This window comes from Paenilisteria portnoyi (genome assembly GCF_014322795.1).
Classification (GTDB): Bacteria; Bacillota; Bacilli; order Lactobacillales; family Listeriaceae; genus Listeria_A; species Listeria_A portnoyi.
This window is the reverse complement of record NZ_JAASTT010000001.1, coordinates 180,917-206,902: the sequence shown is the minus strand read 5'-3', so window position 1 is coordinate 206,902 and position 25,986 is coordinate 180,917. Positions and strand designations below refer to the sequence as shown.

The window sequence follows — 25,986 nt, the reverse complement described above, 5'->3', positions numbered from 1 at the left end:
GCCAAATAATATAAATAAATTATAAAATCTTGCCGCATAGTTGCCACCTATACATGAGAGCAATAAGGAGGTGAATATAGAAATGGGAAGAGAGTTAATTAACGCAAACATTAGTCATGTATCTTATGTTGATAAGGCTGCTAATAAAAAGCAATTCTTTTTAACCAAATCAGCAGATCAACCAAATATCCAAAAACAAGTGAGTCTGTTTATCAATAAAGCAGATGAAGCTAAACAATTGGTGTATGGGCTTGTATATGAGCCTGATGTTAAAGATGCGCATGGAGATTTCATGAAAGCAGAGGAAATCGAAAAGGCCGCGCATCAGTTTCTGAAAGATGCTCGCAATATTGATCAGCAACATAATTTTGAATCGGGAGTTGGGGAAGTTGTTGAAAGCTACATTGCGCCATCCGATTTTGCAATTGGTGATCAAATCGTTACAAAAGGTAGCTGGGTCTTAGCGACAAAAGCATCCGATGCCATCTGGGAAAGTATTCAAAAAGGTGAGATTACTGGCTACTCCATGGCTGGACATGCCGAAGCGATAGAAGAACCCTTAGCAAAAGCCGAACCTTCTGATGAAGCGCAAGGCTTTTTTAATTTGGTGAAAAATTTCTTTACCAAGGGCACTGTCAAGGACAATTATGATAAGCGATTACCCTCTAAAAACGTTGGTGCAGCAATTGATTCATTTTGCGATGAAATTTGGAATGCCAAAGGTTATGATAGCGTTAATTTCACTAGAGTCTACGATGCAATTGACGATTTCACAACAATCATTAAAGAAATTCAAGGCGGCGGATTGGAGTATACACTGAAAGCATTTGAAAAAGAAGGAGATGAGATTGATATGAAGAAAGAAGAACTAGAAAGTATCATTAAATCAGCAGTAAACGAATCAGTGGCACCAATTAATGAGCGCCTCGATTCTTTGGAGAAAGCTGAGAAAAATGATGATGAACTCTCTGATGCAGAGAAAAAGAAGAAAAAAGATGCCGAGGCAAAAACTGATATTAAGAAAGATGATTTTGCCGAAATTATCAAATCAGCTATTGATGATGCTGTTAAACCTTTGAATGAACGACTTGAAACAGTTGAAAAATCACGTGCTGGCTCTAATCTGGGGGATATTGATAACACTAAAATTGAAAAAGAAGCTTCCGTCTGGGACGGCCTGCTTTAAGAAGGAGATGATAACCGATGAAAAATGATCAAATTATTGAAAAAGCAGCAATGACTCTTAACAGCCTATCGACTGGCGGTTTGATGAATCCCGCGCAATCTCAAGAATTCATTCGGATGGTTCAGAACACACCAACCATTTTAAAAGATGCTCGTGTTGTTCAAATGGAATCTGATTCGCAAAAAATCGAAAAAATTGGCTTTGGTCAAAGAATTATGCGTGCTGCATCTGAGGGAGTTCCGGTAGCCGATTCTGACCGTGCCGTTCCAAAGACTAGTAAGGTGACACTCAATGCTAAGGAAGTAATCGCGGAGATTAACCTAACGTACGACACCCTTGAAAACAATATTGAAAAAGGTGGATTACAAGCCACGATTATGCAAATGCTATCAGAACGCGCAGCTATCGATATCGAGGAATTGATGGTAAATGGTGATGTAGCCAACACTACTGATGCTTACTTGGCCCAGCTTGACGGCCTTAGAAAACTAGCAACCTCTCATGTTGGTGACAATGCATCAGCTGACATTGACCGTGCTGTATTCAAAGCAGCTAAAAAATTAATTCCAGCTAAATATATGCGAACACCTCAAGATTTCCGTTACTATACTTCACCAAGTATTGAAACAGAATGGATTGATAAGCTAGGTGATCGCCAGACATCAATGGGGGATAGCGCTGTTGAAGGGAAGATTGCAAGACCTTTTGGAACACCGATTCAAGCTGTTGCCAACCTGCAACCTTATGACAATGGCAGCGGAACAGATGTTTCAGATATCATTTTGACGCATCCGAAAAACATTATTTTAGGCTTTTCTCGTAATATTCGGATTGAAGTTGATAAAGATATCCGGAAACGTGAAATTATCATTGTCTTGACCGCAAAACTAGATACAGTATTTGAAGAAGAGGACGCTGTTTCTAAAATCATTAAGGTGAAGGAGTGATCTAAATGCCGAAATATACTGCTGAATTGAAAGAGGGAGAAAATTTCGCTCTTGTCCCATTTGGTTTGTCATTCAAAAAAGAGCAAGTCGTTGAAATCAGCGAAGATGCTTATAATTATTTACAGGAAAATTCTCTATTTGAAGTGAAAGTCGATGCATCCCTGAATAAAGCGGAACAAAAACGCGTTGATGCAGCTGAAAAAGCACTTTCAGAGTTGACAGTTGAATCAGAGCAGGCGCAATTAGATGACTGTCAAAAATCGATTGATGCTGTTAAAGATGAAGAAGCTAAGGCTGCTTTGCAACATAAGCTAGATGAGCTAATTGCTACTAAGCCTCCAGCAAAACCAGCTAATAAGGACTGATTCCAATGAGCTATATAACCCCTCAAGAGCTGAAATCCTACAGTGAATTTGAAGCAGTTCAAGATCGAAGTGATGGTAGCCTATTATTGGATATCATTGAGGCAGAATCAGAATTAGAAAGCACTTTAAGGCAGCCAATTAGCGAAGTTTTAGACGTAGATGAGAAATTACCTGAAAAACTTCGGATTGCATTGTTGAAGTTGGCTCAATTCTTTGCCTTGATTAACAGTGATGATTCTATTCAAAAGGGTTATACATCGGAGAAAATGAGTGATTACTCCTATACAATCGGTTCTGGAGATTCGTTGAAAAAGCCTGATATTTCAGGATTAATCAATGGTTTTATCAATGAGGATGTACAAAAGCTGAAAAAAGGATTATTTCGAATGCGAGGTATTTAGTATGAGCTATGAGAAGCTATTGACTGATCGATGTGAGATTTTTCATTTATCACTAAAAGCGAATGATGATAAGAAAAGCTTTGGTATCAGCATTGAAAACCTTCCAGACGTCGTTGAATATGACGAGGAAGCTGACATTAAAGATGTAAAATGCTATATTACTAAGCGTTCTGAGTCTGTCTCGCAAGGTGAGCCCCAAAATGTCATGATTCAGTCATACCTTGTCCACTTTAGAAAAAATACCGATGTTCGCAATCAAGATAAACTTATTTCAGGTGATATCGTTCTAATCCTTCAAGAGCCTAAAACAATTAAGAATCATCATATCGAAGTAGAAGCGTTTAGAAAGGTTGTTCTGTAATGGGATTAAATATTGACGGTTTAGAGGAATTCGTGAATCAATTGGGCAAATTTAAGAAAGAACTACCAAATGAATTTAAAAAATGGCTGGATGCCTCTGGTATGGCTTTCCTTGATATTGTTCAGGATGAAATTATCCGAACTGAGACAGTTGATACACGGCGCTTACTCAATTCGTTTACAAAAAGCGCATGGAACAATGTTTTTATCATCGCTGACGGCGGAATGACGCTAGAAGTCGGCACGAATGTTGAATATGCCTGGTATGTTAATGACGGCCATTTCACGATTGATCCAAATTCGGGTAAAGATCGGCGGTGGGTTCCGGGTCATTGGAAAGGCGATAGTTTCGTTTATGATCCTGGTTCCCAAACTGGTATGTTACTCACGTTCAAATGGATTGATGGCACAAACTACTGGGATACGGCCATTGCCATATTTGAAAAACTATTTGAGCAAGGTATGGAAAGAAAACTACAACAATTCATGGATGAATGTTTTAAATGAGGTGAGAGAATGGATAACGTCGAATTAGGTTCTGTGATGGCTTTGAGTGTGAAGGTTGGAAAAGAGATAGCACCTAATCTTAAGGTATACACGGCAAGTGTTCCCGCTAAATTTGCTACACCTAGTATCTATTTTCCACAAGCAAGTGTATCTGGGCGTGGTGCTTCGCTTACTTCGTTTGTAAACACATACACATGGAATGTTAAAATCTTTCATTTCGATAAACTGGATGCGTTTAATCTTGCGGAGCACATCAAAAGATACTTTGATAAGAAACGACTTATAATCCCGGTGCTAGGTGAAAATGGTGAGGAGTCAGGTTTTTACATGCGGTTGTCAAAGGTGGACATTCGAGACGGGGATGAATACTCCAAAGTGATTGTTTTTGCTTGGGACTCCTATGATCGGTACGAACAACCTGACAAGCCACTGTTAAGTGAAGAAAATCCTTTACAAATAAATGGAGGTCTGAAAAATGGCTGATAAAAAAGCAAAAAGCGTAAGAGAAGCGGTAGAATCTGCCCCAGTTGTTGCAGAGGAAACTGCTTTTTTGATTGACGAATTAAGGGCGCAAAGTCGTAAAGTTTTTGGTGTAAGAGCCGAAATCATGGATGGCGCGCTTTTCGGTTATGTTGGTAATGCAATTACTAAAACCGAGGCAAAATCTTTAATTACGAAGTTTTTGCGTGAGAAAGCGGAAAAAGAAGAGGAAGAGGTGAAGGACAATGGTTAGTGGTGGAACGTTTAAAGACGGCATTGAAAAAATTCGTCCTGGTATTTATACGAAATTTAAAGCCGCGGCAACTGAGCGAGTGAAATCTGGCGAACGTGGAACAGTCGCGCTTCCCTTAGCAGCAAGTTGGGGACCCACAAAGCAGTTTATTGTAATCAACACCCCAGAGGATGTTGAAAAGAAATTAGGATTACCTATCTCAGACCCTAGTTTTTTATTACTTCGAGAAACAATGAAGATGGCTAAAACGGTTTTACTATATCGCTTGAACGACGGCGAGAAGGCTAAAGCGACGCTATCGAAAGACATCCAAGTAACTGCTGTTTTTGGTGGTGCCGTGGGTAATGGTCTGACAATCAAAGTTTCTGATAATGTTGTCGATTCGACTAAAAAAGATGTTGTTGTGTTTCTAAATGAGGATTCTGTTGTCCGTCAAACAGTCAGCAGTGCTTCTGAGTTAGTTGATAATCAGTATGTTGTCTATAAAACAGTGGCAGGTAGTGTTCTGGAGAATACATCTGGCACATCATTAGTTGGTGGTAATGATCAAGTGCCTCTAAATCTGGATTACACGCAATTTTTACTTGATGCAGAAGGCGAATTCTTCGATACAATCGCTCTGCCTGTTGATGATACTGGGACTGCGCTCAAAACAGCATTCGTTAGCTTTATCAAGCGAATGAGAGAGGAGCAAGGCATTAAAATTAAAGGCGTTGTTGCGAATATGCCAGCTGATTATGAAGGAATCATCAATGTTAAAAATGGCGTCGTTCTTGAAGATGGCACGCAGTTAAGCCCCCATCAATCCGTTGCTTGGGTTGCTGGTGCTGATGCCTCTGCTTCTATGCTTAAGTCTAATACGTTTGTTAAGTATGAGGGGGCAATTGATGCTCGGCCTCGTTTAGCCAACGATGAGACGGAGGATGCGCTATTAAATGGTGAATTTGTGTTTACCTTTGATGCTCGTGATAAAGCCGTCTATGTAGAACAGGACATTAATAGCTTAGTTACATTTGATAAGGACAAGAGTTCGCGATACCGCAAAAATAAAATTATGCGTATTCTGGACGGTGTCAATAATGATAGCCGGCGGAATATCATGCAAGCAATCAAAGATCGTAAGGATGCCAATTCGGATATTCCTGCAAATGACAATGGAATTCAGCTGCTTTTAGGTATGCAAACGACATATTTAGATGAATTACAGCAAAATGGCGCAATCGCTGACTTTGATTCCACAGCTGATGTTGAGGTAACGCTCAACGCGACAGAAGATGGATTCATAGTCAATCAACGTATCAAGCCTGTTGATGCAGGAGAAAAATATTATATTTCCACGGAGGTGAGATAATATGTTTAAGGCACAGAATACCATTTCTGGTAAAGAAGGCGGGCTTTTTGTTGACGGTATTGAGATTGCAGAGGTTAAAACTTGTGAGGCTACCGTTGAGAAAAATAAATCTGAGGTAAACGTTATGGGGCGCCGTATGACAGGTAGTAAGACAACTGGCGCGAAAGGGACAGGAACATTGACTCTTTACAAAGTTACATCGCGCTTTGTCAAAATGATTCAGGACTACGTGAAGACAGGTACAGACCCGTATTTTTCTATTCAGACATATATAGATGACAAGGCATCAGGGCGTGGTGCAGAACGGATAACGCTCAAAGATGTGAATATCGATAGTGTGAAAATCGTGGGGCTAGATGTCGATTCAGAAGCGCTTGAAGAAGAAATTCCGTTCACCTTCGAAGATTTTGATGTTCCAGAATCACTAAAATCTACATTTGATTAATGGATGAGGGCTTATGCTCTCGTCCTCTTTTTGATAATAACCAATAGAATGGAGAATTATAATGACAAAAGAAAAAGTAAGTGAATTCGCGGCAGCAGAAGGACAAGTTTTAGATATCACAGCGTTCTTACCAGGTAAATATGAGGAAAAAGCGGGTTTAGAACGTGTTATTTCAAAGCGCTTTAAAGATATAAATGGAAATCCGATTCCGTTTATCTTTGAAAACGTAGCTACTGAACGTATTGATGAATTACGAAAAGAATGTACAAAACGGAAACCGGTTGGCCGCAATCGACAACCAGTTGAAACATTCGATTCTGATAAATTTCAAGCAACATTGGCTTTAGAGTCGACTGTTTTTCCAAAATTCAATGATCCGAAGTTACTGGAAGCATATAAAACACCTAGCGCTATTGAGGTTGCTAAAGCAATCTTATCAATACCAGGGGATTATATGGCATGGATTGCAGCGGCAAGTGAAGTCAATGGATTTGACGACGAAATGGATGAAGAGGAAAGTATGATTGAAGAAGCAAAAAACTAATCAAGGCTGGTGACCGTGATGCAACTTATGCATTTTACGCGTTCATTGAGTTGCACCAGTCTCCTGCCTCGATTCATGAAATGATTCTACTACCTAAACGACAAAGGGCTCTTTTTTACGCGTTCATTGAGCATAAACTGGAGCTGAATAAAAAAGAAATGGATAGAACCCGATAGAGAGGAGGATTATGATGGCAAAGATGACAGCGATGTTCGAAATGCAAGACAGGATGCAAGCGAAGATTGATAAATTGACCAGCAAACTAAAAAAAATGGATGAGCAGGCAAAAGGCATGAAAGATATGAGCTTTGAAATGCGTTTTAAGGACGACGTTACACGAAATGCAACAAAACTCAAACGGTTTCTGGCTAAAGATTTCGCTAAATCGTACGCAATTTCGGTGGGTATCAACGATAAAGTATCCAGAGGCGCCCAAAAAATCGCTAATTTCATGGAGAAAAATATGCCTAGAAGTTATGGATTAAGTGTAAATTTGATTGATAATGCGTCCAGAAAACTTAATGGTATCAGCCGTTACATGGATAAGAAGCTCCCGAAGGCCTATTATACAACTATTGATGCGAACGGAAAGCCTTTCGAAGTAACGGTTGGCCGATTAATGAATTACCTTCGCCGTAATCATTTCAAAAAATATGAAATGGTTGTAAGCGCTAAAGACACAGCAACCGAGACAGTAAAAAAGGCGGTTTCCTTCACTAAGAAATTAGCATCTAAAGGCTACTCAATCACGTTAAATGCGATTGACAAATTAACTAGTACTGCTGCCCGTATCGGCTCAAGAATTAAGAGTTCGCTTCCTAGTATTGTAAATATTCCTGTCAAAGCGCTAAACTATACGGCTAGCGCTATTGGAGCGGCAAAAAGAGCTTTGTTTTCTCTACCGACTTTATTTACAGTTACAATCGGTGCTGTTTTAGGAAAAAGCTTTTTGGATGCAACAGTTAAATCGTCTGCAACATTTGAGGAGTATACAGTGTCAATGACACACTGGCTTAAATCGGCAGATAAAGCAAAGGACTATATGAAATGGATTGGGCAGTATTCTGACTCAACTCCGTTTGCTTCCGCTGACTTGATGCCAGCGGCTGCACGTGCAACAGGATTAACGCAAACAAAGCAAGAGTTTCAGCGTTTGATGAAACTATCCGTTGATATGGCCGCTCTTACTCCTGGTAAAACAGTTAGTGATGCTATGGAGGCTATTGCGGATGGCCAGATGGGAGAATTTGAGCGCTTAAAAGAATTCAACATGAAATACTCTAAAGAAGAAATGAAGGCTGGCGGTGGCTTTGATGGGCTGATTTCAAGCGCCGAAAAGAAATTTTCCGGTGGTGCGAAAGGATTTTCTCAAGCCTACACGGGTATGATTTCTACTTTAAAAGGCTATACGGGATCATTCTTTAGAAGCATTGGTGATGGTTTCCAAACCGCTATTAAACCGCGTCTAACAAAGATTATTGACTGGTTGAATGCGAATCAAGACACATGGCAAAAATGGAAGGATGCCGCAAAGCAAGCAGGGACAGAAGCCGCAGCGTGGCTAGGAGAAAAATTTGATGGTTTCTTCTCTTATCTAGGGAAAATGTTAGATTCCATTAAGAAATGGCAAAGCTACGGACTTTCTATCAATCATATTTTCAAACAAGTGACTTACCAAATGGGGCAAGACCTCAATAAGTGGCTTCATGAAAACGGTGGAATTGACAAGATAAAAGAGTTCTTTAGCAAGGCTGGTAGTGCATTAGGTGAGTCCATCAATGCTTTTATTACTGGTGTTCTTTTCAGTAGTGAAAAAGTTGGCGACGAATACGCTAAAAGCATGGGATTAGTAGAGGTTATGGCTAGCGTTGGTGGAGCCGCCGCAAAATCCTTTGGTGGCGCGTTCTTAGAAAAACTTGATCCTGCTTCAATTATGAAACAACTATTCGTCAAATTTCTTAAAATCAATTGGAATGGTTTAAAATCCATTTTCGGAAAAGCAATTGGAAATGAAGAGTTAGAAAGCCAGGGCAACATCTGGGGCACTCTACTCGCAGACGGTTTACTATTAGGCTTTGCACTTCGCTTTAAAGGTATCCGAATGATAATGGCAGCAGGGCTAAAACCGCTTGGAAAGCTTGCTGGAAAAGGCATGAAAGGGCTTGGCAAAGCAACCATCGGCAAAGTGTTACCTACACCCATGAAAGTTGATCCTGCTAAAGCAACTCGTTCAGGGCGATACACACAAGAAGCGTTGCCTGGTGCAGGTAAAGTATCAAAGCTGGGCGGTTTATTAAATAAAACTGGCGCGGTTGGTAAAGGAATAGGAATGGTAGGCAAGGTCGCTAAAAGGGTACCTATTGTGGGTACTGCACTTGCGGCCACTTCCCTCATTGGCATGAATAAAAAAAATGCTGGTGGTAAAATTGGTGACTTTGCTGGTGGAGTTGCTGGCATGGCGTCAGGTGGCGCAGCGGGGGCGGCTATTGGATCAGTTGTTCCTGGTATCGGCACAGCTATTGGTGGCGTTGTTGGTTCAGTAATTGGTGGTATTGCCGGCTCTGGCCTGGGCGAAAAAGTCGGACAATGGGTACAAGATGGGCCTATTGGCAAAGGCTTTTCAAAAGTAAAAGATGGCGCCTCTAAGACTATATTTAATGGGGCTTGGTGGTCTGATAAATGGAATGAGACCAGCGAGGGTGCTCAAAAAGCATGGGCAAGTGTTAAATCTGGATGGAGCGACTTAACTTCAAATATCGGTGATAAGATGGCGCCAGTAGGTGCCTTTTTCAGTGATTTATGGTCGAAAATATCCAACTTCTTTGTCAATATAGGTAGCTGGATTGGTGAAAAGCTAGCGCCAATAAGCGACTTTTTCTCACGCTTAGGAGAAAATATAGCAAATGTGTTTGGGAATATTGTCGAATGGTTAAATCAAAATGTTTGGATCCCGATGTACAACAGCGCTGTAGACAAAATAAACTTTGTTGTTGGTGCTTTTGTTCTTTTATGGGATGGTATAAAAGCTATTTTCAGTCCAGTAATTCAATGGTTTGCAAATATTTTTGGTGTAGCGTGGGCAACTATTCAGGGCATGTGGTCACTTGCCACAACATGGTTTGATACTAATGTATGGCAACCAATAGTGTTAAAGGTGCAACTAGTTGGCCAGAGTATCGCTAACTTTTTTGCAGTTGCCTGGGCCGTAATACAAGCAACTTGGATAATGGTTACAGAATGGTTCAATATGTATATTTGGCAACCAATCACTTTAGCTGTACAAACAGTTGGCCAATCTATTTCTAATTTCTTTAATGTAGCATGGGCGACCATACAGGCGACATGGTTAACGGTGACCGAATGGTTTAATATGACTATTTGGCAACCACTTACTTTGGCAGTTCAAATGGTAGGACAGGCTATTGCCGGCTTCTTCTTAGTAGCATGGGCGACAATTCAAGGTGCTTGGGCAGTTGCTTCGGAATGGTTTAGCACCACGATTGTTCAACCAATAAATTTTGCTTTTAGTATTTTAGGAACTGCAATATCAGGCTTCTTTTCAACGGCCTGGGAGGTCATAAAGGGTGTTTGGAGCGGTGCAGTAGGCTGGTTTAATAGCAATGTAAAAGATCCTATTGTTGGAGTAGCCGAAGCTATATCAGGCGCTTTTGAAAAAGCGTTGGGCTGGATAGAAGATGTTATCGGCAAAGGGAAAGAAGCAGCCGAGTGGATTGGTGATAAAGGAAATGCTACTAAAAATTGGGTCACAGAAAAGTACAATAGCTTCACCGATTTTGTAACTCAAAAAGGGGAAGATACAACCGGTATTCACAAAAAGGATGTTGGCAAAAATGCAACTGGTGGGATGATTACGAAAGAGCAACTATCATGGGTTGGTGAAGGCGGCAAGAAAGAGTTTATTATTCCAGTTGATCAAAACGTTGGTCGAGGTAAGATGCTACTTGGTGCCGCGGCGAATGCATTAGGTGTTGATATGGGCGGACAGCAGACAACTGTCAATAATGTCATGCAAATGCCTCCAGCTGTGACGAATGTTCAACAACCATCTGCGGCGGCAATGACAACATCTGTGACAGCTGAGGCAATTGCCAATCCAGAATTAGAAGCACAAGGCGCAACATTCGGAACAGATTTTGCAAGGGCTCTTGGAAGTGGCATTAGCTCGACAGTCATTTCCATGGAAGCATGGAAAAACCGTAATATCAATACCCCAATGGCAATGATGGTTACGAATTCAGTGAACTACGGTTCTGGAATGGTTAATCAATTTGCTGTTGGCCAGAACATGACGGCAACTGGAACCGATGCTTTTGTCAATTCAAGAGTGCAACAGCCTTTTGTTGCTGCTCAAGGTAAGGCAGCTGGTTGGGGACAAGTTCTCGTTGGGAACTTCTCATCTGGTATGACTGGCGAGGGTGCTAATGTAGAAGAAGCTGCTAAGGCACTTGCAAAACGTGTAGAAGATGCATTCAGAGCAGAACTAGATATCCATTCTCCATCTCGTGTCATGCGTAGACTAGGAAAATTTGCATCGATTGGTGTTGTCAAAGGGCTTACAGATGTGGATGTTAAAAAATATGCTGAGAATCAAGCCGGTGCCATTGGTGGTGCGTTCAGTAGCATGGGAGCAATTGGCGGAAATATTCAACAATGGTTGATGGCTGCTATGATGGCAACTGGAACCCCACTCAGTTGGATGGGACCTTTAGGCGTTATTGCACAGCATGAATCTGGCGGTAATCCAGGTGCCGTAAACAACTGGGATTCTAACGCAGCTAAGGGAACACCATCGATGGGACTTATGCAAACCATTATGCCGACATTCCAAGCGCATAAAGCAGCTGGAATGAATAATATTCTAAATCCTGTTGACAATGCGGCTGCCGCGATTAACTATATAAAATCACGATATGGCAGTGTTTATAATGTGCCAGGTATCAAGTCGATGGCCAATGGTGGTGCATACAGAGGCTATCGTACAGGCGGTATTGCAGAAGGTCCTCAAGTCGCGACACTTGCTGAAAAAGGCTGGAAAGAGTTCATTATTCCGACTGAACCCGGCATGTCAGCTCGAAGTGGTATGTTGCTAAATCAAGCTGCTAATCACTTTGGGATGAAACTTGTTGATCAAAACGAATCAGTTGGTGGCAGTACAACCTTAGCTCCAGACACAGTTGAGGCAGCGACAAACGGAACCGCTAAATCATCATCAGGATCTAATAGCAAAGTGGTGTACGTCAATTTCAATGGCGATAATCACTTCTATAACGATTCTGATGAAGAAAACTTCCAGAATAAAGTGGTTCAAGCTGTTGAAAAGGCATTGGATGAAGAAAATAATACGACAGGGGATGGACCAATTGGCTAAGAGTGTATACGAATTTTGGATGCGCAGCGGTGTCACAAGTGTTCGATTCCCTGTCCTTCCTGAAAAATTAGATATGGAGACGCAAGGGAAGAATGAATCATTTGATATCACTGCTTATGGTGAAATCACCGTTATTCAAAAGCCGGGGGCGAAAACATTTTCATTCTCGGCGTTTTTCCCAAAACATCAAGGTCCATATTGCGAGTTTAAAATGACTAAAACACCTTCACAGCTTAGAAGTCAGATTGAGGCTTGGATGAATCAAATGTATGCCGTTCATTTTATCGTAACTGGAGCAGGAATTAACACGATGGTTTCGATTGAGTCCTTCAAGGTGTATGAAAAAGCTGGAGAAATAGGCGATTTATACTTTGATATAACACTAAAATCATTCAAATTCACCGTAGTGAACAAAATAAAAATAAAGAAAAAGCAACCTGTCAAAAAGACAACGCGGCCAAATACGCTAGCAAAAGCCCGCACTCACAAAGTAAAAAGTGGTGACACACTATGGGCCATTTCTAAAAAATACTACGGTAACCACAACGATTGGCGCAAGATATGGAATAAAAACAAAACCATGATGATTAAACGTGACAAAAAGAACGTGAAACAACCAGGTCATTGGATTTATCCAGGACAAACGTTAATAATTCCGTAAAGGGGCGATTCATTTGATGGAAATTTACAAGATAACGGAAACAGAGTGGTTACAACTAGCCATTGAAGAGGCTACATGGTCTGGTAAACGATATCAAGCGCCCCGAATTTTAAAATTTAATCTGTTCTATACTTCAAAAAATGGCCATGAAATCACTGGAGTGTATGAAGGTGATACGATTTTGTTCAAGTGGAAGGGAAAGGAGCTTTTTCGAGGAACCGTTTGGAAGCGTGATTTGACATTAAAATCAGTTGTATCAATTACTTGTTACGATAAAATGCAATATTTACTCACAAATAAGGATGTTTATGTGTTTAATAATCAGCGCTTAGATCAGATTGCAACACGTGTTTTGAATGATTTTGATATCGCTAGGGGCAACATTTCCTACACGGGATTTACAATAAAATCCTTGGTATTTGCCTCTGTCACCTCAGGATATGACATCATTTTAAAAGCAATAAGTGAGACTTACAAACAATCAGGGAATATGTATCGTGTTTTTTCTAGAGCTGGCAAAATCGAATTGGCGACTTGGAGCGATCCAGACGACATTTACTTGCTGGAAGAGTACAAAAATATCATTGATGTGAACCTTACTACATCGATTGAAGAGGCTATTACAAAAGTGAAAGTTATTCTAACAAAAGGTAAAAAAACTTATTATGGCCATGCTAAAGATGATTACACTAACGAAAAATATGGCAACATCCAATATACAGAATCCGTATCAGATAATCTTAATCAAGCCCAGTTAAATGAACGGGCCAAACAACTATTAAATGCTAAAAAAGGATTAAATATCGATCTGTCTGCAACATTTGTGGGTGTTCCTGACATCGTATCAGGAGTGCCGGTACAAGCTAATATACCCCGTTACGCTATAAAGCAGAAGTATTATGTCGATAGTGATACACATACGTTTAAAGGTACAAATCATACGACAAATGTTACTTTAATCAAAGAAAATAAAATTCCAGAGGTGGGATTATGAAGAGACAAATTCAGCAAATTGTTATGGGAATTATGCAAACAAGCGGGGCCGCTGATTTCATACCAGCATTGGTTGTTTCAGATGCACCACTTCGCATCAAAATTAAAGATAATGAGAAGCTGATTTTAGAGGATGAGCAACTTATTTTGAGTGATACTGTGGCTGAAAAAGCGTTAGTTTCCGGTGATTCCGTCATGATAGGGCAGCTACAAGGGGGACAACAATTTTTTGTAATCGATAAAATAGCGAGGTGATAAAAATGGCAGATGCTACGCCGGAAGTTGGTATTGAGGCATTAGATACGGATATTATCTTCCCATCTCAAACCTACGAAATTGACTTTGAAAACAATAAATTGACTGGTCGTATGATTGATGGGTTGGAGGCATTACGGCAATTTGTTATTTTAGCACTACGGACATCGCGCTTTTCATATGAGTCCTATTCTGCTGATTTTGGATCAGAATTAGCAGATTTAATTGCTGATAAAGAGGCGACAGATGCACTAATCGAAATGGAAATACCGCGATTAATTGAAGAAGCGCTGATTTATGATGAGCGAGTTGAGAGTGTTTTGGACTTTGTAATTGAAAAAAACGACGATAGTTATACTGTGTCCTTTACAGTGAATAGTTCAGAAGGTGTGTTAAATATCCAGGAGGTGATTAATTAATGTTTGAAAACATGACATTCGAAAATATCTTGGAACAAATGTTAGATGATGTTTCTGATGATCTTGATAAACGTGAAGGCAGCATGATATGGAATAGTTTGGCCCCAGCTGCTTCACAATTAGCACTTCACTATGTTTGGCTTGAGAACGTAATTGAACTCGTATTTTTTGATACGGCTCCCGACGAGTATTTAGAACGTGCCGCTAAGCCCTACGGGATTTTAAGAAAAGGCGCTACAACGGCTATTCGTAGTTTGAAATGCTTAGATGAAAAACAAACAAGAATCGAGGTCCCGATAGGGTCTCGTTTTTTTGTTGAATCTGCGAACCTTTATTTTAGAGTGACCGATTCTAGTAATGAGACCGAGTATCAAAAAGTAGAATGCGAGTCCCCTGGGCTTGCTGGTAATACGGATTTCAAAGGTGAAAAACTGCTGGCTCTCGATAATATTTATGGGCTAGCAACAGCTGAAATCGTTGATGTACTAATACCAGCTCAGGATGAGGAAGAGCTGGAAGCATTCAGGAAACGATTTTTCGTAAAACTTCAAAAAGAAGCGTTTTCTGGTAATCGAGAACACTATAAAGCTTGGGCAGAGGAAGTAAAAGGAGTTGGGAAAGCAAAGATTTACCCGCTAGCGTATGGGGACGGCACAGTGAAAATTGTAATCGCCAATTCCAATTTAGAGCCGGCAACTGCTGAATTGGTAGCCGAAGTTAAAAAATATATAGATCCTGATGAGCGACAAGGTGAAGGTGCCGCACCTATTGGCTCCAAAGTGTTTGTTGAAAGTGCAACGTGGATCGATATCGATATAACCGGTGAACTGGTGTTGAAAGAAGGTAAAAATATTAATGATGTTATTTTTGAAATCACTCCAACATTACAGCGACTATTTAAAGAAGCGACATTTGCCGATGGCGATTCTTCGACTATTAAGCTGGCGGTCATTGCTAATGTCATCTTTTCAGCGCCGTCAGTCTTGGATAATTTCAATATTATGCTGAATGGAAACCTAGGAAATGTAACACCTAATGAGAATGAAATACCGCGAATCGGTCAGATTGATTTCACTCTACTTTAATCGAGGTGAACGAAATGAATGAAGAAATGTATGAAGAAATGTATGAGGCATTAAAGAACCGTCTGCCAGCGTTTATAACGGATATTCAAGAAATCGATGAAATACTAAGGGCAGAGGCAAATGAAATTCAGCTCCATGAAAATCAAGTATTTGATGTCATTGAGCAAACTTTTCCTGAAACAACAACATGGTCCATAGCCAGATTAGAAAATATTTATGGTGTTGTCGGATCCGTTGATGATTCCATAGAAGTACGTCGAAAAAGAATCATGGATAAGCTAGGAACTACGGTTGTAGCTAACAGATTCACCATCGAATCATTAGTAAATCAATACTTAAAGAACCCTTCGGCGCAGGTTACGGTTTTACATCACTTATATCACTTCATCGTGGATTATGATCTAGCGGATATTCAGTACTTCGCTGAAATTACCGCCATGATTGAAAAGACTAAGCCTGCTCATTTAGGATACACGATGAGGACCAGTACCGCCGACACGATAAACATTAAAGATAAGGTGTTTGTAAACAATAGAAGGTATCGAAAAGTTCGTGAAATTGTCTTTGGAATGCCATTATTGATGTCAAATAACGAGGTGGAACTATGATAAGTAATGTATATCGTGAACGAGCTGCACTGGATTTAGAGGGCCGAATCAAGAAAGTTACTGTAAATGATATCAATGTTCCGATTAAGTCAATAACTCGGAGTTCAAATGCCGTCACGGTAATAACAGATCGCAGTCCTACAATCACACAAATAAAATCCGTTAAAATATTTGATGAAAACAATGCATTAATTACAGAACGAAGCTCGCAAGTAGATGTTAGAGATAGCATCACGCTTGACTTTAGATTTACATTTGAGGTGATTTAAAATGGTAATTGATAACTATAATCCAGCTACTTGGGATGATGAAAAGCCCGTACTCCCAGAGGATTTTAACAAATGGGAACAAACGCTTAAAGCACTCACCGAGGAATTAAATCGGCATATGAGTGTTCCCAATGATCACAAACTAACAAAAAATGACCTTGGGCTTGGAAGTGTATTCAACTATGGTTTAGCAACAGATGCAGAGGCAAGTGCTGGGACGAGTAAGGTTAAGTATATGAGTCCTTATTTAGTTAGTCTCGCGATTACAGCCTTACAATCGATTAAATCAGTGAATGGCCGTACTGGTATCATTCAACTGAGTAAAACGGACGTGGGACTTGGTAATGTGAAGGATTACGATACGGCCACAAATGCACAGGCATTAGACGGATCGCTGGCAACATTATATATGACACCCTTGACAACCAAGGCTGCCATCGAAAAATTCGCGCAAACAATTGCTAATCAGGCGGAAACAAATGCTAAAAACTATGCTCTGCCTCTTGCTGGAGGTGAGATGAGCGGGCAAATTGCTTCGACTGCTCAGACCCCAATTCAAGCTAGAATGGCTAGCGGAGGTTTCAGTTGGGCACGTGGTAAACAAGTGGCCGGTACAAAAGTGAAAGTAGAATTAAGAGAAAATAATGTGTATACCCGTTATTTAGAAATAATAGTTGGGTCAGGTTTGGGAGCAAGCTCGGAAAGTGGTGACTTCACAATCAATGCTTGGAGTCCCAATGAAACAACGCTAACTGGAACAGCACCAATGGTAGCTGATAATGTTCGTTATTATATCAACGATCAGGTTATGACACTAGGCTATATGCAATTGCTATGGTGGCATCGGGTAACCCGAAATGCTGATAATACCAAAAACTATCTTCAATTCTCGGCACCGTTAGATGTTTCCGGCATTGGTGGTATTTCGGGACCAGGCGTTAACTTTTTGCAGAGTTACCTACGTTTAAACGGAAAAGATGTTGCATTAAATGAAGATTTAAAAGCACACACAGATGACACTATTCGACATATAACGGCTGCTGAACGTTTAGATTGGAATGGAAAAGAGACTCCAGCTACAGCACAAGTGAAGGCTAATCAAGCGGAAACAAACGCTAAAAATTATAGTCTAGCTAATACTGGCGGAACAATGAAAGGCGCTATAAATAGTGAGGCTGTCATTGCTTTGGCTGGCAAGGTTGGCGAGATTAAGCACTATATAGCACCACAACCAGATGGAACAAAGATTAGATTTGATATTTTTGAAGGAGGTGTTTGGTCACGTGGCTTAGATATCGTTGTGGGTGAAGGAAATATCGTTGGTGATGGTGACTTTTTTATCATGCCTTTAACATCAACATCATCCTATATTGTCGGATTTGGCCCTATTACTTCTCAAAAATCAAGAGCAACTATTATTGAAACTGGAGGAGTGACACTTGCAGGGTCAGCATTTACTGTTGTGTGGTGGATTCGGATTCTTAGAAACTACTATGATACATGTGTTCAAGCCTACAAAAATCTTATTTTTTCTGGCTACGGAAATTCTCAGCTCGAAAAAGTGGAATTCAAAACCACATCGCTATTGAAAAATGGAAAAGAAGTCGCGATAGTAGACGATGTATCAGCTATACAATCTTCTTTAACAACGCATACTGGCGATACAATTAAGCATGTAACGTCAGCAGAAAGAACAAACTGGAATGCGAAGGAAACTGTCTCAGGGGCGCAAGAAAAAGCAAATGCTGCAATCGATACTAGTAAATCATACACAGATACCTCAATGGCTAATCATGCGAACGATGTAGTAAAGCATCTTACGGCGAGCGAGCGGACTGACTGGAATGCTAAAGAAACACCTACTGGGGCACAAGGAAAAGCGAACACGGCAGAAAACAACGCGAAATCTTACACTGATTCTTACTTTACCAGTAAAACGATAGTATCGAATGTCGCTGTTTATTTAAGCGATACGCAGAGTTATACCTGGAATCACGTCAATATGAAAAAAGGGCTGTATATCGAAGTAGTGCGGTATCAAGTTGGGACAGGGTCGCTCGATTACGGTAAATTTGAAATTTTTCTCGCGAAAGACTTCATCGATCGCAATTTAGGAAAAGCGTGTTGGTTACCAATGCCGCAAAGTGTCAACGGCGAAAAGAAAGCTGTTAAATTCACAGTAAGCGGGAGTACTGGAACTATAACGGGTTATGCAAGTAATGCGGCATCCCCTGATTCTAGCTGGGCGATTTCAAATATAAGAATGGAGTGATAAAAATGGTTAAAGCGTTTGTAAAAATTGGTGCGGATGGTTATGTAAATGAATGGGTAGCACCTAAGGCGGAAGATGGCTATGTACTCATTGAATCGGACGAGTCGCTAGTCACTAATATAGACTGTGTGAACATTATTAATGGTGTTGCGGTTCTTGATAAAACGAAGCAGGAAGAATTGCAAGAGGCCAACAAAGATCTGCTTGAACAGCTTAAAAAAGAAATATATGGATAAAGCGCCTACTGGGCGTATTTTTTATGAGATAAGGAGGGATGCTTTATGAAACTGTTGTTAGGCAAGCTATCAAAGCAACTACGAGAACTACATTATAAAGAGATACTTGCTATTTTATTTCTTCTATATACATCGCTTTTCAACATAATAACTGGCTTTTTCTTAATAATTTCAGGGGATGCGATAACAGAAAAAAGTCGAACGTATCAATTAATGGAGGAAATAATGGGTATTAACGCTTGGGGGCTACTGTTCATCGTAAGCGGCGTGTTGCTTTTTATTGCGAACATCCAAGAGACCGGGACGAAATTTATCAATTTTATTGTAGGAGGAACTGTCGGTGCAGCGATTCTATTTTTATACGCTTCGGCAAGCTTTGAGGTTTCTCATTCCATGATGTTGCCTGCGAGATATGCCATATCGGGATGTTTTAATTTATTTATAGCGTTGCTGGGAGGTTTAGAGGTATGGAAACAGAAACAAAAGAAGGGGTGACAAATTACGTTACGCAATTGGAATTGCTCAAACACGGTGACAAAATAAAAAAAGAGTTGACATCTGATATTAAGGAGGTGCGTGAAGATGTATCGGATTTAAAAGAAATCGTTATACCACTTGCGTTTTCAGCAGAGCAAACGGCAAAAAATACAGAAAAAATGTCAGAGACGCTGGAGCGTTTCGCAAACAATACGACAGATCATTTGCATAAGCACGATTTAGATATAAGTAAGATACAGGGAAGTGCAGAGGAAGGAACCGAGAAAAAGAAAAGTAATTCAGCAATAATAATAGCCTTAATAACTGTAACAGGCGGTTTGATTACAGCAATCGTCAAGCTAGCACCGTTATTTTGGAATTAAAAATAAGGAGTGATTCAAATGAAAAAATTTAATTTTAAAAATGTGAACGTATCGACGTGGGTGAGAACGGCGCTATTAGCCGTGGCATTGATTAATCAATTGCTAGCGATGTTAGGTATTAGCCCGTTGCCTTTTGATGACGATATGGTAGAGCAGTTTGTCACATTTACTTTTACAGCTGTAACGGCGATTATCGCCTTTTGGAAAAATCAAAGCTTCACAAAAGCGGCGCAAGCTTCTGATGTACAAATGAAAATGGTAAAAACAAAAGGAAAGCAAGGTGACTACAAATGAGCGTAATTAAGACGGAGTATATTCGAGTAAATCCGTATTCTAGACCGGGTATTCGGTTGACCAATACGAACAAAATTATTATGCACTACACGGCCAATCCAGGCGCCACGGCAGAGAATCATCATAATTACTTCAATAATTTACGAGACCGTTATGCATCCGCGCATATCTTTGTGGATGACAAAGAGGCGATTTGTATTGTGCCAACCAACGAGGTTGCCTATCAAGCGAATGACGTGCAAAAAAGGGTAGGTGGCAAACCATATCGTGGGGTTCCAGCCTTACTAAATAACGCGAATTTCAAGGCAATTGGCGTGGAAATGTGTATTGATAAAAAAGGAAATATCACAATGGCTACATTTAACAGAGCGGTTGATGTTGTTGCAGAATTGTGTAAAGCGCATCACCTAAAAGCGACGGATATTGTGCGTCACTACGATGTGACAAGCAAAAATTGTCCAGCGCCTTGGGTGAAGTCTCCGTCTGAATTTACACGTTTTAAAAATGCGGTAGCTGCAAAATTAAGTGTGAAAACGAAAAAAGGAAAGCAATGGCTATACGCGAAGCAAAATCTAGGCATCCGGAAAGAAGCGGGTAAGTGGGATTCGGGGGTTGCTTTTGTTTTACCTCAACATGCGGCTATTCAGGTAGATTACGATAACTTGAAAAATGACTGGTTTGAAATTAATTATCAGGGCAAGAAAGGGTACTTTTCAGCGAGTGTCGCCACATATTTTGATGAAAAAAATCCTAATGTGCCCTATGTATGTCAGTCTGATTTATTGTTCCGTGCTGATCCCAAATGGGGAGGAGCACCGTCCTTTCGTCGCAAGAAAGGCGAAACGATTAACGCAGTAGAGAAGCTGTCAAACGGCTGGCTAAAATGCACGCTTGGCATGCAATATGGCTATTTACCAGATAGCGCAACATATCTAAAGAAAAAATAAAAATTAGAACGGAAGGTGCAAAATGGCGGATAGCCGCGATGCTGGTGGCTGTAATCTTAAGCAGATGAAAAACCTTTAATTTTTTTGAACAGCCAAAGCCTTCGATTAATTTCGAGGGCTTTTTTATTTTGCCTTTATTTGTTATAATGAGCGGTGGAAGATACTAACATGAGAGGATGTGCTCTATGCCACATTATTCACAAGCTAGGCATGCCGTATCTGTGAGGAAACATAGCTTAGACAGTATGCTGGAAGGTGTTCGAAGGAGAAGGCAGAAATACCAAGATGAAAACCACGAGGCAGAGGAGAAGGCGTTACATAATTGGAACCACATCGAAGCAGAAGTTAAAAGTATGATCTCCTACTGCGAGCAGGCAGAACAAGCGTTACGGGAGGAGATATAAACATGCCAACACAAATAGATATAGACACGGCGTGGGTTTTGAAACAATTAAAAATGGGGGAGCATGCTGTAACAGATTTTAAAGCCGAGGCAACAAAGATTCAACACACCATGGATAAATTAAATAAGCAAGTTTCTCCGGATTTTATGACACGTTATATGGAGGTAAAAGAGGGACTAGTGACAGAAATAAAAGCGGACCAGTTTACGAAATTAAAACAAGCTTTTGTTGATAGCCAACTGGCGGTACATGCATTTATCGAAACGGATGCAAAGCTAGGAGGTGAGGGCTAATGGATTTTAAAATTAATATAGAGGAATTGGAAGATGTATTGACATCGCTCCATAAAATGAAAGCCAGCTTAGAAACGTTAGACCGTGTGTTAGTCAACGTACAAAATGCCATCGCTCAACAACAAGGGAAATTAGCCGAAGCGTTGACAATGGAATTTGGTGCGCATCGAGACGACGTTTCTCGCCAACAAGGGACAGTGACACGGCTTTTTAAGTATTTGGAAAACTATGTGGCGGATTTCAAATCGATTGATAGTCCGGTTTATCGCAAGCAAGACATGCTCATCGATGCGCGAGGCCTTCAAAAACTGGCCGAGCAGGAAGCCGAGCAACTAGAGAATGCTAAAAATGAGATATTTCGAGTGCCACTGCCAACGATTGAGCAGATTCCCGATGACCCAGACGAGTTGTGGGTGATGCGTCACAATCAAGAGCTGTTAGAGGACATGGATGATTATATACGCCGGAAACTCAACCAATTACAGCAAAACGAAGGGGAATCTATGCGTCGGATTAGTCAAGATATGCGACGACTGATGGAAATGGATCAAGTACATGCGTCACAAATTGAGAAAGATTATCGCCAATATGATCGGAATAAAGTACGAGAAGTTGCCGCGTCCACCCGAGACACTGTCATTGGCTTCGGACTAGGTGCCATTGATAGTCTGAAACATCCCGAAAAGCATTTAGAGAGCATCGCTATGTTGATGAAAAACTTGCGAAGTGATCCATCGGGAACTCTAGGCATCTTGTGGAACGGCGTTGTAGCCAGTTATTTAGAACCTTATAAAAAAGGTGATGCTTACGGCTTAGCAAGTAGTACGATTTTATTTGCCAGCACGTTCGGCATAACAAAAGGCTTGATTGAGTTTGGTCGAGTAAAAGATGTATCTGGAACTCCTCGGATCATATCTAAGTATGATGATATTGCTAGTTATGAGTTTAATAGTATGAATCCGGGGCCGTTATCAAAATTTGACGATCCGCCTAATGCTAATTTTTATGGTGGCAGATATAATATAAAAGTACTTGAAGAAGATACTATTCTATATCGTGGTGGAGAAAAAGGAGGGCTAACTACACCAGGAAAAGAGTTTAATAGTCTTGGAGAGTGGTATACAACAGCTCCGCCTGCTTCTATTGCAAAAGTGAGGATAGACAGTGCCGTTAAATATCACTGGATTGATCCTGTAGAAGGCAATTTGACTGGAACCTCTAAAGTTAGTGCTGTGTATACAGTTAAAATCCCTAAGGGAACTACTATTTATGAGGGGCCTGTTGGCTATCAAGGAGGTCATTATCTGGGCGGCATGGATAATTTCCAGGTATATATACAAAGACCTTGGGAGCTTGAAAATGTAGTAGTTATTAGTGAAAATACTCTAAAATAGGAGGTATGAAAATGGATCAAGAGCTAGAACAATTGGAAAAATTGTTTTCTGAGCTTTTAAAAATCGTAAAAAAATACGGTTATGAAAGATTTATTCCGCAAATAAGGATAATAGAAGCTATTTTAAATTGTTTAAATGATAGTGAAGAAACACCTAGTTCTAAGATGGAGTATGTTGCATCCAAGCATAAACAATTGTATTCACCAAGAGGTGGGCTATCTGAATTCTTCATTTGGGATAATGATTTTCAAACAAGAAAACAGCTTAACGAGCCTTTGGATAAAGTACGAGATGATATCTGGGCAATTTTACAGAAATATAGAAGGTAGTTTGTTACTTCTGAGGCTGTAGGTCATTCCTTACAGTCTTTTTCTTATTTAAAATTGACTTAGGCACTCCCACACATCACAGTTTGTTGTCAGAAAAATAAAATACATCGATCTTTTTGGTTTAAAATGTAAGTAGGTACTGTCACACGGTTACTTCCACTAAAGTAAAACCTGATTCATCTTTCCAACTGATTTTTTTAAACATTTAAATCACTCCTATTTTTGTATTATTCAGATGGAGTTCACCATCGAGAACATCGGGAAGAGGATGGATAGATAGATGGATACGATAAGTATGCCAATCACCATAAATACAGCAGGTTGTATGAAGCTGAATATCTTTTCTATTTTTTCTTCAGATTTTTGATGGCATAGTTTGTAATAAAACAGAAGTTCTTCAGCTAATTGACCATTTTTTTCGCCGTGTTGGATAATATAAATCAATTCCGATTCAAAGATAGCGAAAGAGGCGAGGGATTTTGTAAATAAGGTCCCTTCAGAAAATGCTTTTTCAATAGATGTGCTAATATGTTTGAAAAGAGGTGGAGAGTCTTGTAATGCGAACACTTGAACCATGTCATTAATGGACAAGCCGCTTTTTAGAAGGTAACCACATTCGCGGGCAAATAATTGAGAATAATGCAAACGCATGAATTTTTTTAAGATGGGAATTCTGCAATAAAGTTCCGCACGTTCATAAGAGTTCTTTTTTCTTTGTTTTGTTAGGAAGATAGTACATAGCATAAAAAGAATTCCCAAGAAAGCCAGGAAAAGTAAGGGGAGCTTTTCTAGAATAAAATAAGTGAAATTGGTGGTTTTATTTTCTCCGTGCGTTAACTGTGTAAATAGCATGTCGAATTTCGGAAGTAGGAAAATGCGTAACAGGAAGAATACAACAATAACGGTCATAAAAAGGATAAGTGGATATTGGAAAATTTTCCGTAACGCCTTCTGTTGCTCTGCTTTTCGCATGAGGTGATCTCCGGTTTCTTGAACAGTCTCATTAAAATAACCGTGTTTACTAGCATAATGGAGCTGTGTACAGACAAAACTCGGGAAATTCGCTTGTAGTAACGCCTCACTAAAAGGGGCTCCTGAAGAGAGTGTTTCAATCATTTTTATATTCCGAGGTGTATCTTTTGGTGTTGTAATGGAGAGAAACGAAATCGCTTCTTCCATCGTGAAACCCTTATTTAGAAGATCGGCGAGTCGTATGAGAAATTCTCCGTCAGCACGCCAATTATTACGAAGAGAAAAAGCCATAACAAACTCCTTTCTTGAGTTGTTGATTTATGTTACTCACTATATCGATTTCTACGCTAGTCGCAAGAAAATCATTAATTTGTTCTTTTTCTATGAATTCGTAAAGGGCGGTTCTTTTTTGCGCGAGATGGTTACATAAAGCGTGGCACCTGCTAGTGCAAAACATGCAATGTAAGTGTTTTAGTTGTTGATGGGAGATGCCAATGAGGCATTGTCGTAATTCTTCTTTATCAACACCTAGCTCCAAAAGGCGAGATAGAACACCATATGTGCTGTCTGCATGTACCGTGCTCAAAACGAGATGTCCTGTCAAAGCGCTTCGAATAACCATTTTTGCTGTATGTGAGTCTCTAATCTCACCCACAATTAAGATGTCTGGGTCATGCCGAAGGGTTGCTCGTATGATATCTGCGTAATCAAGTCCTGCTTTTTCGTTAATTTGCACTTGTAGAAATGCTTGCATCGGTCGTTCAACAGGGTCTTCGATGGTAATAATCTGTAAGGGGTGTTGCAAACTCAAAGAATGGGCCAAGCTGTACATACTTGATGTTTTACCGCTACCAGTTGCTCCCGAAAATAAGAGTAGGCCTGTTCGTTTCTGTGCGAGGGAAAGTATATGGTGCGTTATTCGTTGGAAAACGCTGCTTTTTTGAAAAGGTATTATTTCTTGTTCTGAGAAAACACGAATTACCATACTTTCAATAAAGCGGAAATTAGGTATAGTAGCAAGTCGAACAGATACTTTACGCCCTTGAATGCTTGTTTGAAAGGCGCCACTTTGGGGTTTTCTAGTCTCGCTAATATCCATGAACCCTCGATATTTCAAATGTGCTAGTAGTCGCTCACCTTTATCAATTGGAAGAGAGGCAAAGAATTGTAGTCTTCCATTGATACGTAGCAAAATACGATACTGTTCTTCTGCTGGAATTATGTGTACATCGCTTGCTGTGAGTAGAATTGCTTGATTTAAGAGGGTGTTGGCTAAATTTTGAATCATGTTGGCAGGCTCCTTATTTTTGTCTATGCTAAATGTATTCGCCGTAACAACACTATTTCCCTTTTCATATAGAAAAGCGAGTTTGTGATTTTCAAGTGATATATGAGCTCAAAAATGAATGTTAGTAGAGAAAATAGGCAGATAAACTTTGGAATCAGGGTTAGAAAAATATTTTAGTT

At 40.1% G+C, this 25,986-nt stretch carries 31 protein-coding genes; 29 read left to right on the top strand and 2 right to left on the bottom strand.

All coding sequences use genetic code 11. From position 1 onward, the window contains the following. Window positions 1-82 precede the first annotated feature (82 nt). From HCJ66_RS01030 to HCJ66_RS00890, 29 genes are all read left to right on the top strand, one after another. Entirely contained in the window at window positions 83-1,186 is a 1,104-nt protein-coding gene (locus HCJ66_RS01030) for an XkdF-like putative serine protease domain-containing protein (RefSeq protein ID WP_187131473.1), read from the top strand. A 17-nt stretch (window positions 1,187-1,203) separates the two neighbouring features. Next, window positions 1,204-2,133 (top strand): phage major capsid family protein, encoded by a 930-nt coding sequence (locus HCJ66_RS01025; protein ID WP_187131472.1) that lies wholly within the window; start codon window positions 1,204-1,206, stop codon window positions 2,131-2,133. A 5-nt stretch (window positions 2,134-2,138) separates the two neighbouring features. Next, the gene (locus HCJ66_RS01020; RefSeq protein WP_187131471.1) at window positions 2,139-2,498 is read left to right on the top strand and encodes a hypothetical protein; all 360 of its coding nucleotides are present in this window, start codon (window positions 2,139-2,141) and stop codon (window positions 2,496-2,498) included. A gap of 5 nt (window positions 2,499-2,503) precedes the next feature. Further along, window positions 2,504-2,899, top strand: coding sequence for a protein YqbG (gene yqbG / locus HCJ66_RS01015; RefSeq protein ID WP_187131470.1), 396 nt, complete (start codon window positions 2,504-2,506; stop codon window positions 2,897-2,899). Window position 2,900: 1 nt separating this feature from the next. Then, window positions 2,901-3,260, top strand: a complete 360-nt coding sequence (locus tag HCJ66_RS01010; protein WP_187131469.1) for a DUF3599 family protein — start codon at window positions 2,901-2,903, stop codon at window positions 3,258-3,260. Beyond that, window positions 3,260-3,766, top strand: coding sequence for an HK97 gp10 family phage protein (locus tag HCJ66_RS01005; protein ID WP_187131468.1), 507 nt, complete (start codon window positions 3,260-3,262; stop codon window positions 3,764-3,766). Before HCJ66_RS01010 ends, HCJ66_RS01005 begins: the two co-directional genes overlap by 1 nt. A 9-nt stretch (window positions 3,767-3,775) precedes the next feature. Continuing rightward, window positions 3,776-4,249 (top strand): hypothetical protein, encoded by a 474-nt coding sequence (locus tag HCJ66_RS01000; protein ID WP_187131467.1) that lies wholly within the window; start codon window positions 3,776-3,778, stop codon window positions 4,247-4,249. Beyond that, window positions 4,242-4,499, top strand: coding sequence for a YqzN/YkzM domain-containing protein (locus tag HCJ66_RS00995; protein ID WP_246438489.1), 258 nt, complete (start codon window positions 4,242-4,244; stop codon window positions 4,497-4,499). Before HCJ66_RS01000 ends, HCJ66_RS00995 begins: the two co-directional genes overlap by 8 nt. Continuing rightward, entirely contained in the window at window positions 4,492-5,850 is a 1,359-nt protein-coding gene (locus HCJ66_RS00990) for a phage tail sheath family protein (protein ID WP_187131466.1), read from the top strand. The genes HCJ66_RS00995 and HCJ66_RS00990 overlap by 8 nt, the downstream gene beginning before the upstream one ends. Before the next feature lies 1 nt (window position 5,851). Further along, a complete protein-coding gene (locus HCJ66_RS00985; RefSeq protein WP_187131465.1) occupies window positions 5,852-6,295 on the top strand; it encodes a phage tail tube protein in 444 nt (147 codons plus the stop codon). A 61-nt stretch (window positions 6,296-6,356) separates the two neighbouring features. Next, window positions 6,357-6,839 carry a phage tail assembly chaperone gene (locus tag HCJ66_RS00980; protein ID WP_187131464.1) on the top strand — a complete coding sequence of 161 codons (483 nt, stop codon included), beginning with the start codon at window positions 6,357-6,359 and terminating at the stop codon, window positions 6,837-6,839. Window positions 6,840-7,029: 190 nt separating this feature from the next. Beyond that, the gene (locus tag HCJ66_RS00975; RefSeq protein WP_187131463.1) at window positions 7,030-12,228 is read left to right on the top strand and encodes a transglycosylase SLT domain-containing protein; all 5,199 of its coding nucleotides are present in this window, start codon (window positions 7,030-7,032) and stop codon (window positions 12,226-12,228) included. Then, window positions 12,212-12,889, top strand: coding sequence for a LysM peptidoglycan-binding domain-containing protein (locus HCJ66_RS16290; protein WP_281384379.1), 678 nt, complete (start codon window positions 12,212-12,214; stop codon window positions 12,887-12,889). The genes HCJ66_RS00975 and HCJ66_RS16290 overlap by 17 nt, the downstream gene beginning before the upstream one ends. A gap of 16 nt (window positions 12,890-12,905) precedes the next feature. Next, window positions 12,906-13,883, top strand: coding sequence for an XkdQ/YqbQ family protein (locus HCJ66_RS00965; protein WP_246438486.1), 978 nt, complete (start codon window positions 12,906-12,908; stop codon window positions 13,881-13,883). After that, on the top strand, window positions 13,880-14,137 hold the full coding sequence (locus HCJ66_RS00960; RefSeq protein ID WP_187131461.1) for a DUF2577 family protein: 258 nt from the start codon (window positions 13,880-13,882) through the stop codon (window positions 14,135-14,137). Before HCJ66_RS00965 ends, HCJ66_RS00960 begins: the two co-directional genes overlap by 4 nt. A 5-nt stretch (window positions 14,138-14,142) precedes the next feature. After that, window positions 14,143-14,556 (top strand): DUF2634 domain-containing protein, encoded by a 414-nt coding sequence (locus tag HCJ66_RS00955; RefSeq protein WP_187131460.1) that lies wholly within the window; start codon window positions 14,143-14,145, stop codon window positions 14,554-14,556. Next, window positions 14,556-15,641 (top strand): baseplate J/gp47 family protein, encoded by a 1,086-nt coding sequence (locus HCJ66_RS00950; RefSeq protein ID WP_187131459.1) that lies wholly within the window; start codon window positions 14,556-14,558, stop codon window positions 15,639-15,641. Before HCJ66_RS00955 ends, HCJ66_RS00950 begins: the two co-directional genes overlap by 1 nt. A 14-nt stretch (window positions 15,642-15,655) precedes the next feature. Further along, a complete protein-coding gene (locus tag HCJ66_RS00945; protein WP_187131458.1) occupies window positions 15,656-16,249 on the top strand; it encodes a putative phage tail protein in 594 nt (197 codons plus the stop codon). Continuing rightward, on the top strand, window positions 16,246-16,518 hold the full coding sequence (locus tag HCJ66_RS00940) for a hypothetical protein (protein WP_187131457.1): 273 nt from the start codon (window positions 16,246-16,248) through the stop codon (window positions 16,516-16,518). The genes HCJ66_RS00945 and HCJ66_RS00940 overlap by 4 nt, the downstream gene beginning before the upstream one ends. Window position 16,519: 1 nt before the next feature. Then, on the top strand, window positions 16,520-18,790 hold the full coding sequence (locus tag HCJ66_RS00935; protein ID WP_187131456.1) for a hypothetical protein: 2,271 nt from the start codon (window positions 16,520-16,522) through the stop codon (window positions 18,788-18,790). A gap of 5 nt (window positions 18,791-18,795) precedes the next feature. After that, a complete protein-coding gene (locus HCJ66_RS00930; RefSeq protein WP_187131455.1) occupies window positions 18,796-19,026 on the top strand; it encodes a hypothetical protein in 231 nt (76 codons plus the stop codon). A gap of 45 nt (window positions 19,027-19,071) precedes the next feature. Then, the gene (locus HCJ66_RS00925) at window positions 19,072-19,521 is read left to right on the top strand and encodes a hypothetical protein (protein ID WP_187131454.1); all 450 of its coding nucleotides are present in this window, start codon (window positions 19,072-19,074) and stop codon (window positions 19,519-19,521) included. After that, the gene (locus HCJ66_RS00920; protein WP_187131453.1) at window positions 19,494-19,886 is read left to right on the top strand and encodes a hypothetical protein; all 393 of its coding nucleotides are present in this window, start codon (window positions 19,494-19,496) and stop codon (window positions 19,884-19,886) included. The genes HCJ66_RS00925 and HCJ66_RS00920 overlap by 28 nt, the downstream gene beginning before the upstream one ends. 18 nt (window positions 19,887-19,904) lie before the next feature. Beyond that, window positions 19,905-20,180, top strand: a complete 276-nt coding sequence (locus HCJ66_RS00915; protein WP_187131452.1) for a phage holin — start codon at window positions 19,905-19,907, stop codon at window positions 20,178-20,180. Beyond that, a complete protein-coding gene (locus HCJ66_RS00910) occupies window positions 20,177-21,127 on the top strand; it encodes a peptidoglycan recognition protein family protein (RefSeq protein WP_187131451.1) in 951 nt (316 codons plus the stop codon). Before HCJ66_RS00915 ends, HCJ66_RS00910 begins: the two co-directional genes overlap by 4 nt. Before the next feature lie 185 nt (window positions 21,128-21,312). Then, window positions 21,313-21,531 carry a hypothetical protein gene (locus HCJ66_RS00905; RefSeq protein WP_187131450.1) on the top strand — a complete coding sequence of 73 codons (219 nt, stop codon included), beginning with the start codon at window positions 21,313-21,315 and terminating at the stop codon, window positions 21,529-21,531. Window positions 21,532-21,533: 2 nt separating this feature from the next. Next, entirely contained in the window at window positions 21,534-21,824 is a 291-nt protein-coding gene (locus HCJ66_RS00900) for a hypothetical protein (protein ID WP_187131449.1), read from the top strand. Continuing rightward, window positions 21,824-23,218 carry a hypothetical protein gene (locus tag HCJ66_RS00895; RefSeq protein WP_187131448.1) on the top strand — a complete coding sequence of 465 codons (1,395 nt, stop codon included), beginning with the start codon at window positions 21,824-21,826 and terminating at the stop codon, window positions 23,216-23,218. The genes HCJ66_RS00900 and HCJ66_RS00895 overlap by 1 nt, the downstream gene beginning before the upstream one ends. A gap of 11 nt (window positions 23,219-23,229) precedes the next feature. Further along, window positions 23,230-23,547, top strand: coding sequence for a hypothetical protein (locus HCJ66_RS00890; RefSeq protein ID WP_187131447.1), 318 nt, complete (start codon window positions 23,230-23,232; stop codon window positions 23,545-23,547). A gap of 231 nt (window positions 23,548-23,778) precedes the next feature. Here the strand turns inward: HCJ66_RS00890 and comGB are convergent, their stop codons facing one another. Next, window positions 23,779-24,810 carry a competence type IV pilus assembly protein ComGB gene (gene comGB / locus HCJ66_RS00885; RefSeq protein WP_187131446.1) on the bottom strand — a complete coding sequence of 344 codons (1,032 nt, stop codon included), beginning with the start codon at window positions 24,808-24,810 and terminating at the stop codon, window positions 23,779-23,781. Further along, a complete protein-coding gene (comGA, locus tag HCJ66_RS00880) occupies window positions 24,791-25,807 on the bottom strand; it encodes a competence type IV pilus ATPase ComGA (protein WP_187131445.1) in 1,017 nt (338 codons plus the stop codon). The genes comGB and comGA overlap by 20 nt, the downstream gene beginning before the upstream one ends. Between the last annotated feature and the right edge of the window lie 179 nt (window positions 25,808-25,986).

Excerpts from the sequence above, each read along its gene's own strand:
- HCJ66_RS00925 (WP_187131454.1), top strand. The coding sequence starts at position 19,072 with ATGAAACTGTTGTTAGGCAAGCTATCAAAGCAACTACGAGAACTACAT.
- HCJ66_RS00990 (WP_187131466.1), top strand. The coding sequence starts at position 4,492 with ATGGTTAGTGGTGGAACGTTTAAAGACGGCATTGAAAAAATTCGTCCT.
- yqbG (WP_187131470.1), top strand. The coding sequence starts at position 2,504 with ATGAGCTATATAACCCCTCAAGAGCTGAAATCCTACAGTGAATTTGAA.
- HCJ66_RS00935 (WP_187131456.1), top strand. The coding sequence starts at position 16,520 with ATGGTAATTGATAACTATAATCCAGCTACTTGGGATGATGAAAAGCCC.
- HCJ66_RS00920 (WP_187131453.1), top strand. The coding sequence starts at position 19,494 with ATGGAAACAGAAACAAAAGAAGGGGTGACAAATTACGTTACGCAATTG.
- HCJ66_RS00900 (WP_187131449.1), top strand. The coding sequence starts at position 21,534 with ATGCCAACACAAATAGATATAGACACGGCGTGGGTTTTGAAACAATTA.
- comGA (WP_187131445.1), bottom strand. The coding sequence starts at position 25,807 with ATGATTCAAAATTTAGCCAACACCCTCTTAAATCAAGCAATTCTACTC.
- HCJ66_RS16290 (WP_281384379.1), top strand. The coding sequence starts at position 12,212 with ATGGACCAATTGGCTAAGAGTGTATACGAATTTTGGATGCGCAGCGGT.
- HCJ66_RS01025 (WP_187131472.1), top strand. The coding sequence starts at position 1,204 with ATGAAAAATGATCAAATTATTGAAAAAGCAGCAATGACTCTTAACAGC.
- HCJ66_RS00910 (WP_187131451.1), top strand. The coding sequence starts at position 20,177 with ATGAGCGTAATTAAGACGGAGTATATTCGAGTAAATCCGTATTCTAGA.
- HCJ66_RS01005 (WP_187131468.1), top strand. The coding sequence starts at position 3,260 with ATGGGATTAAATATTGACGGTTTAGAGGAATTCGTGAATCAATTGGGC.
- HCJ66_RS00890 (WP_187131447.1), top strand. The coding sequence starts at position 23,230 with ATGGATCAAGAGCTAGAACAATTGGAAAAATTGTTTTCTGAGCTTTTA.
- HCJ66_RS00950 (WP_187131459.1), top strand. The coding sequence starts at position 14,556 with ATGTTTGAAAACATGACATTCGAAAATATCTTGGAACAAATGTTAGAT.
- HCJ66_RS01030 (WP_187131473.1), top strand. The coding sequence starts at position 83 with ATGGGAAGAGAGTTAATTAACGCAAACATTAGTCATGTATCTTATGTT.
- HCJ66_RS00940 (WP_187131457.1), top strand. The coding sequence starts at position 16,246 with ATGATAAGTAATGTATATCGTGAACGAGCTGCACTGGATTTAGAGGGC.
- comGB (WP_187131446.1), bottom strand. The coding sequence starts at position 24,810 with ATGGCTTTTTCTCTTCGTAATAATTGGCGTGCTGACGGAGAATTTCTC.
- HCJ66_RS00945 (WP_187131458.1), top strand. The coding sequence starts at position 15,656 with ATGAATGAAGAAATGTATGAAGAAATGTATGAGGCATTAAAGAACCGT.
- HCJ66_RS00955 (WP_187131460.1), top strand. The coding sequence starts at position 14,143 with ATGGCAGATGCTACGCCGGAAGTTGGTATTGAGGCATTAGATACGGAT.
- HCJ66_RS00975 (WP_187131463.1), top strand. The coding sequence starts at position 7,030 with ATGGCAAAGATGACAGCGATGTTCGAAATGCAAGACAGGATGCAAGCG.
- HCJ66_RS00965 (WP_246438486.1), top strand. The coding sequence starts at position 12,906 with ATGGAAATTTACAAGATAACGGAAACAGAGTGGTTACAACTAGCCATT.
- HCJ66_RS00980 (WP_187131464.1), top strand. The coding sequence starts at position 6,357 with ATGACAAAAGAAAAAGTAAGTGAATTCGCGGCAGCAGAAGGACAAGTT.
- HCJ66_RS01000 (WP_187131467.1), top strand. The coding sequence starts at position 3,776 with ATGGATAACGTCGAATTAGGTTCTGTGATGGCTTTGAGTGTGAAGGTT.
- HCJ66_RS00930 (WP_187131455.1), top strand. The coding sequence starts at position 18,796 with ATGGTTAAAGCGTTTGTAAAAATTGGTGCGGATGGTTATGTAAATGAA.
- HCJ66_RS00985 (WP_187131465.1), top strand. The coding sequence starts at position 5,852 with ATGTTTAAGGCACAGAATACCATTTCTGGTAAAGAAGGCGGGCTTTTT.
- HCJ66_RS00995 (WP_246438489.1), top strand. The coding sequence starts at position 4,242 with ATGGCTGATAAAAAAGCAAAAAGCGTAAGAGAAGCGGTAGAATCTGCC.
- HCJ66_RS00960 (WP_187131461.1), top strand. The coding sequence starts at position 13,880 with ATGAAGAGACAAATTCAGCAAATTGTTATGGGAATTATGCAAACAAGC.
- HCJ66_RS01010 (WP_187131469.1), top strand. The coding sequence starts at position 2,901 with ATGAGCTATGAGAAGCTATTGACTGATCGATGTGAGATTTTTCATTTA.
- HCJ66_RS00915 (WP_187131452.1), top strand. The coding sequence starts at position 19,905 with ATGAAAAAATTTAATTTTAAAAATGTGAACGTATCGACGTGGGTGAGA.
- HCJ66_RS00895 (WP_187131448.1), top strand. The coding sequence starts at position 21,824 with ATGGATTTTAAAATTAATATAGAGGAATTGGAAGATGTATTGACATCG.
- HCJ66_RS01020 (WP_187131471.1), top strand. The coding sequence starts at position 2,139 with ATGCCGAAATATACTGCTGAATTGAAAGAGGGAGAAAATTTCGCTCTT.
- HCJ66_RS00905 (WP_187131450.1), top strand. The coding sequence starts at position 21,313 with ATGCCACATTATTCACAAGCTAGGCATGCCGTATCTGTGAGGAAACAT.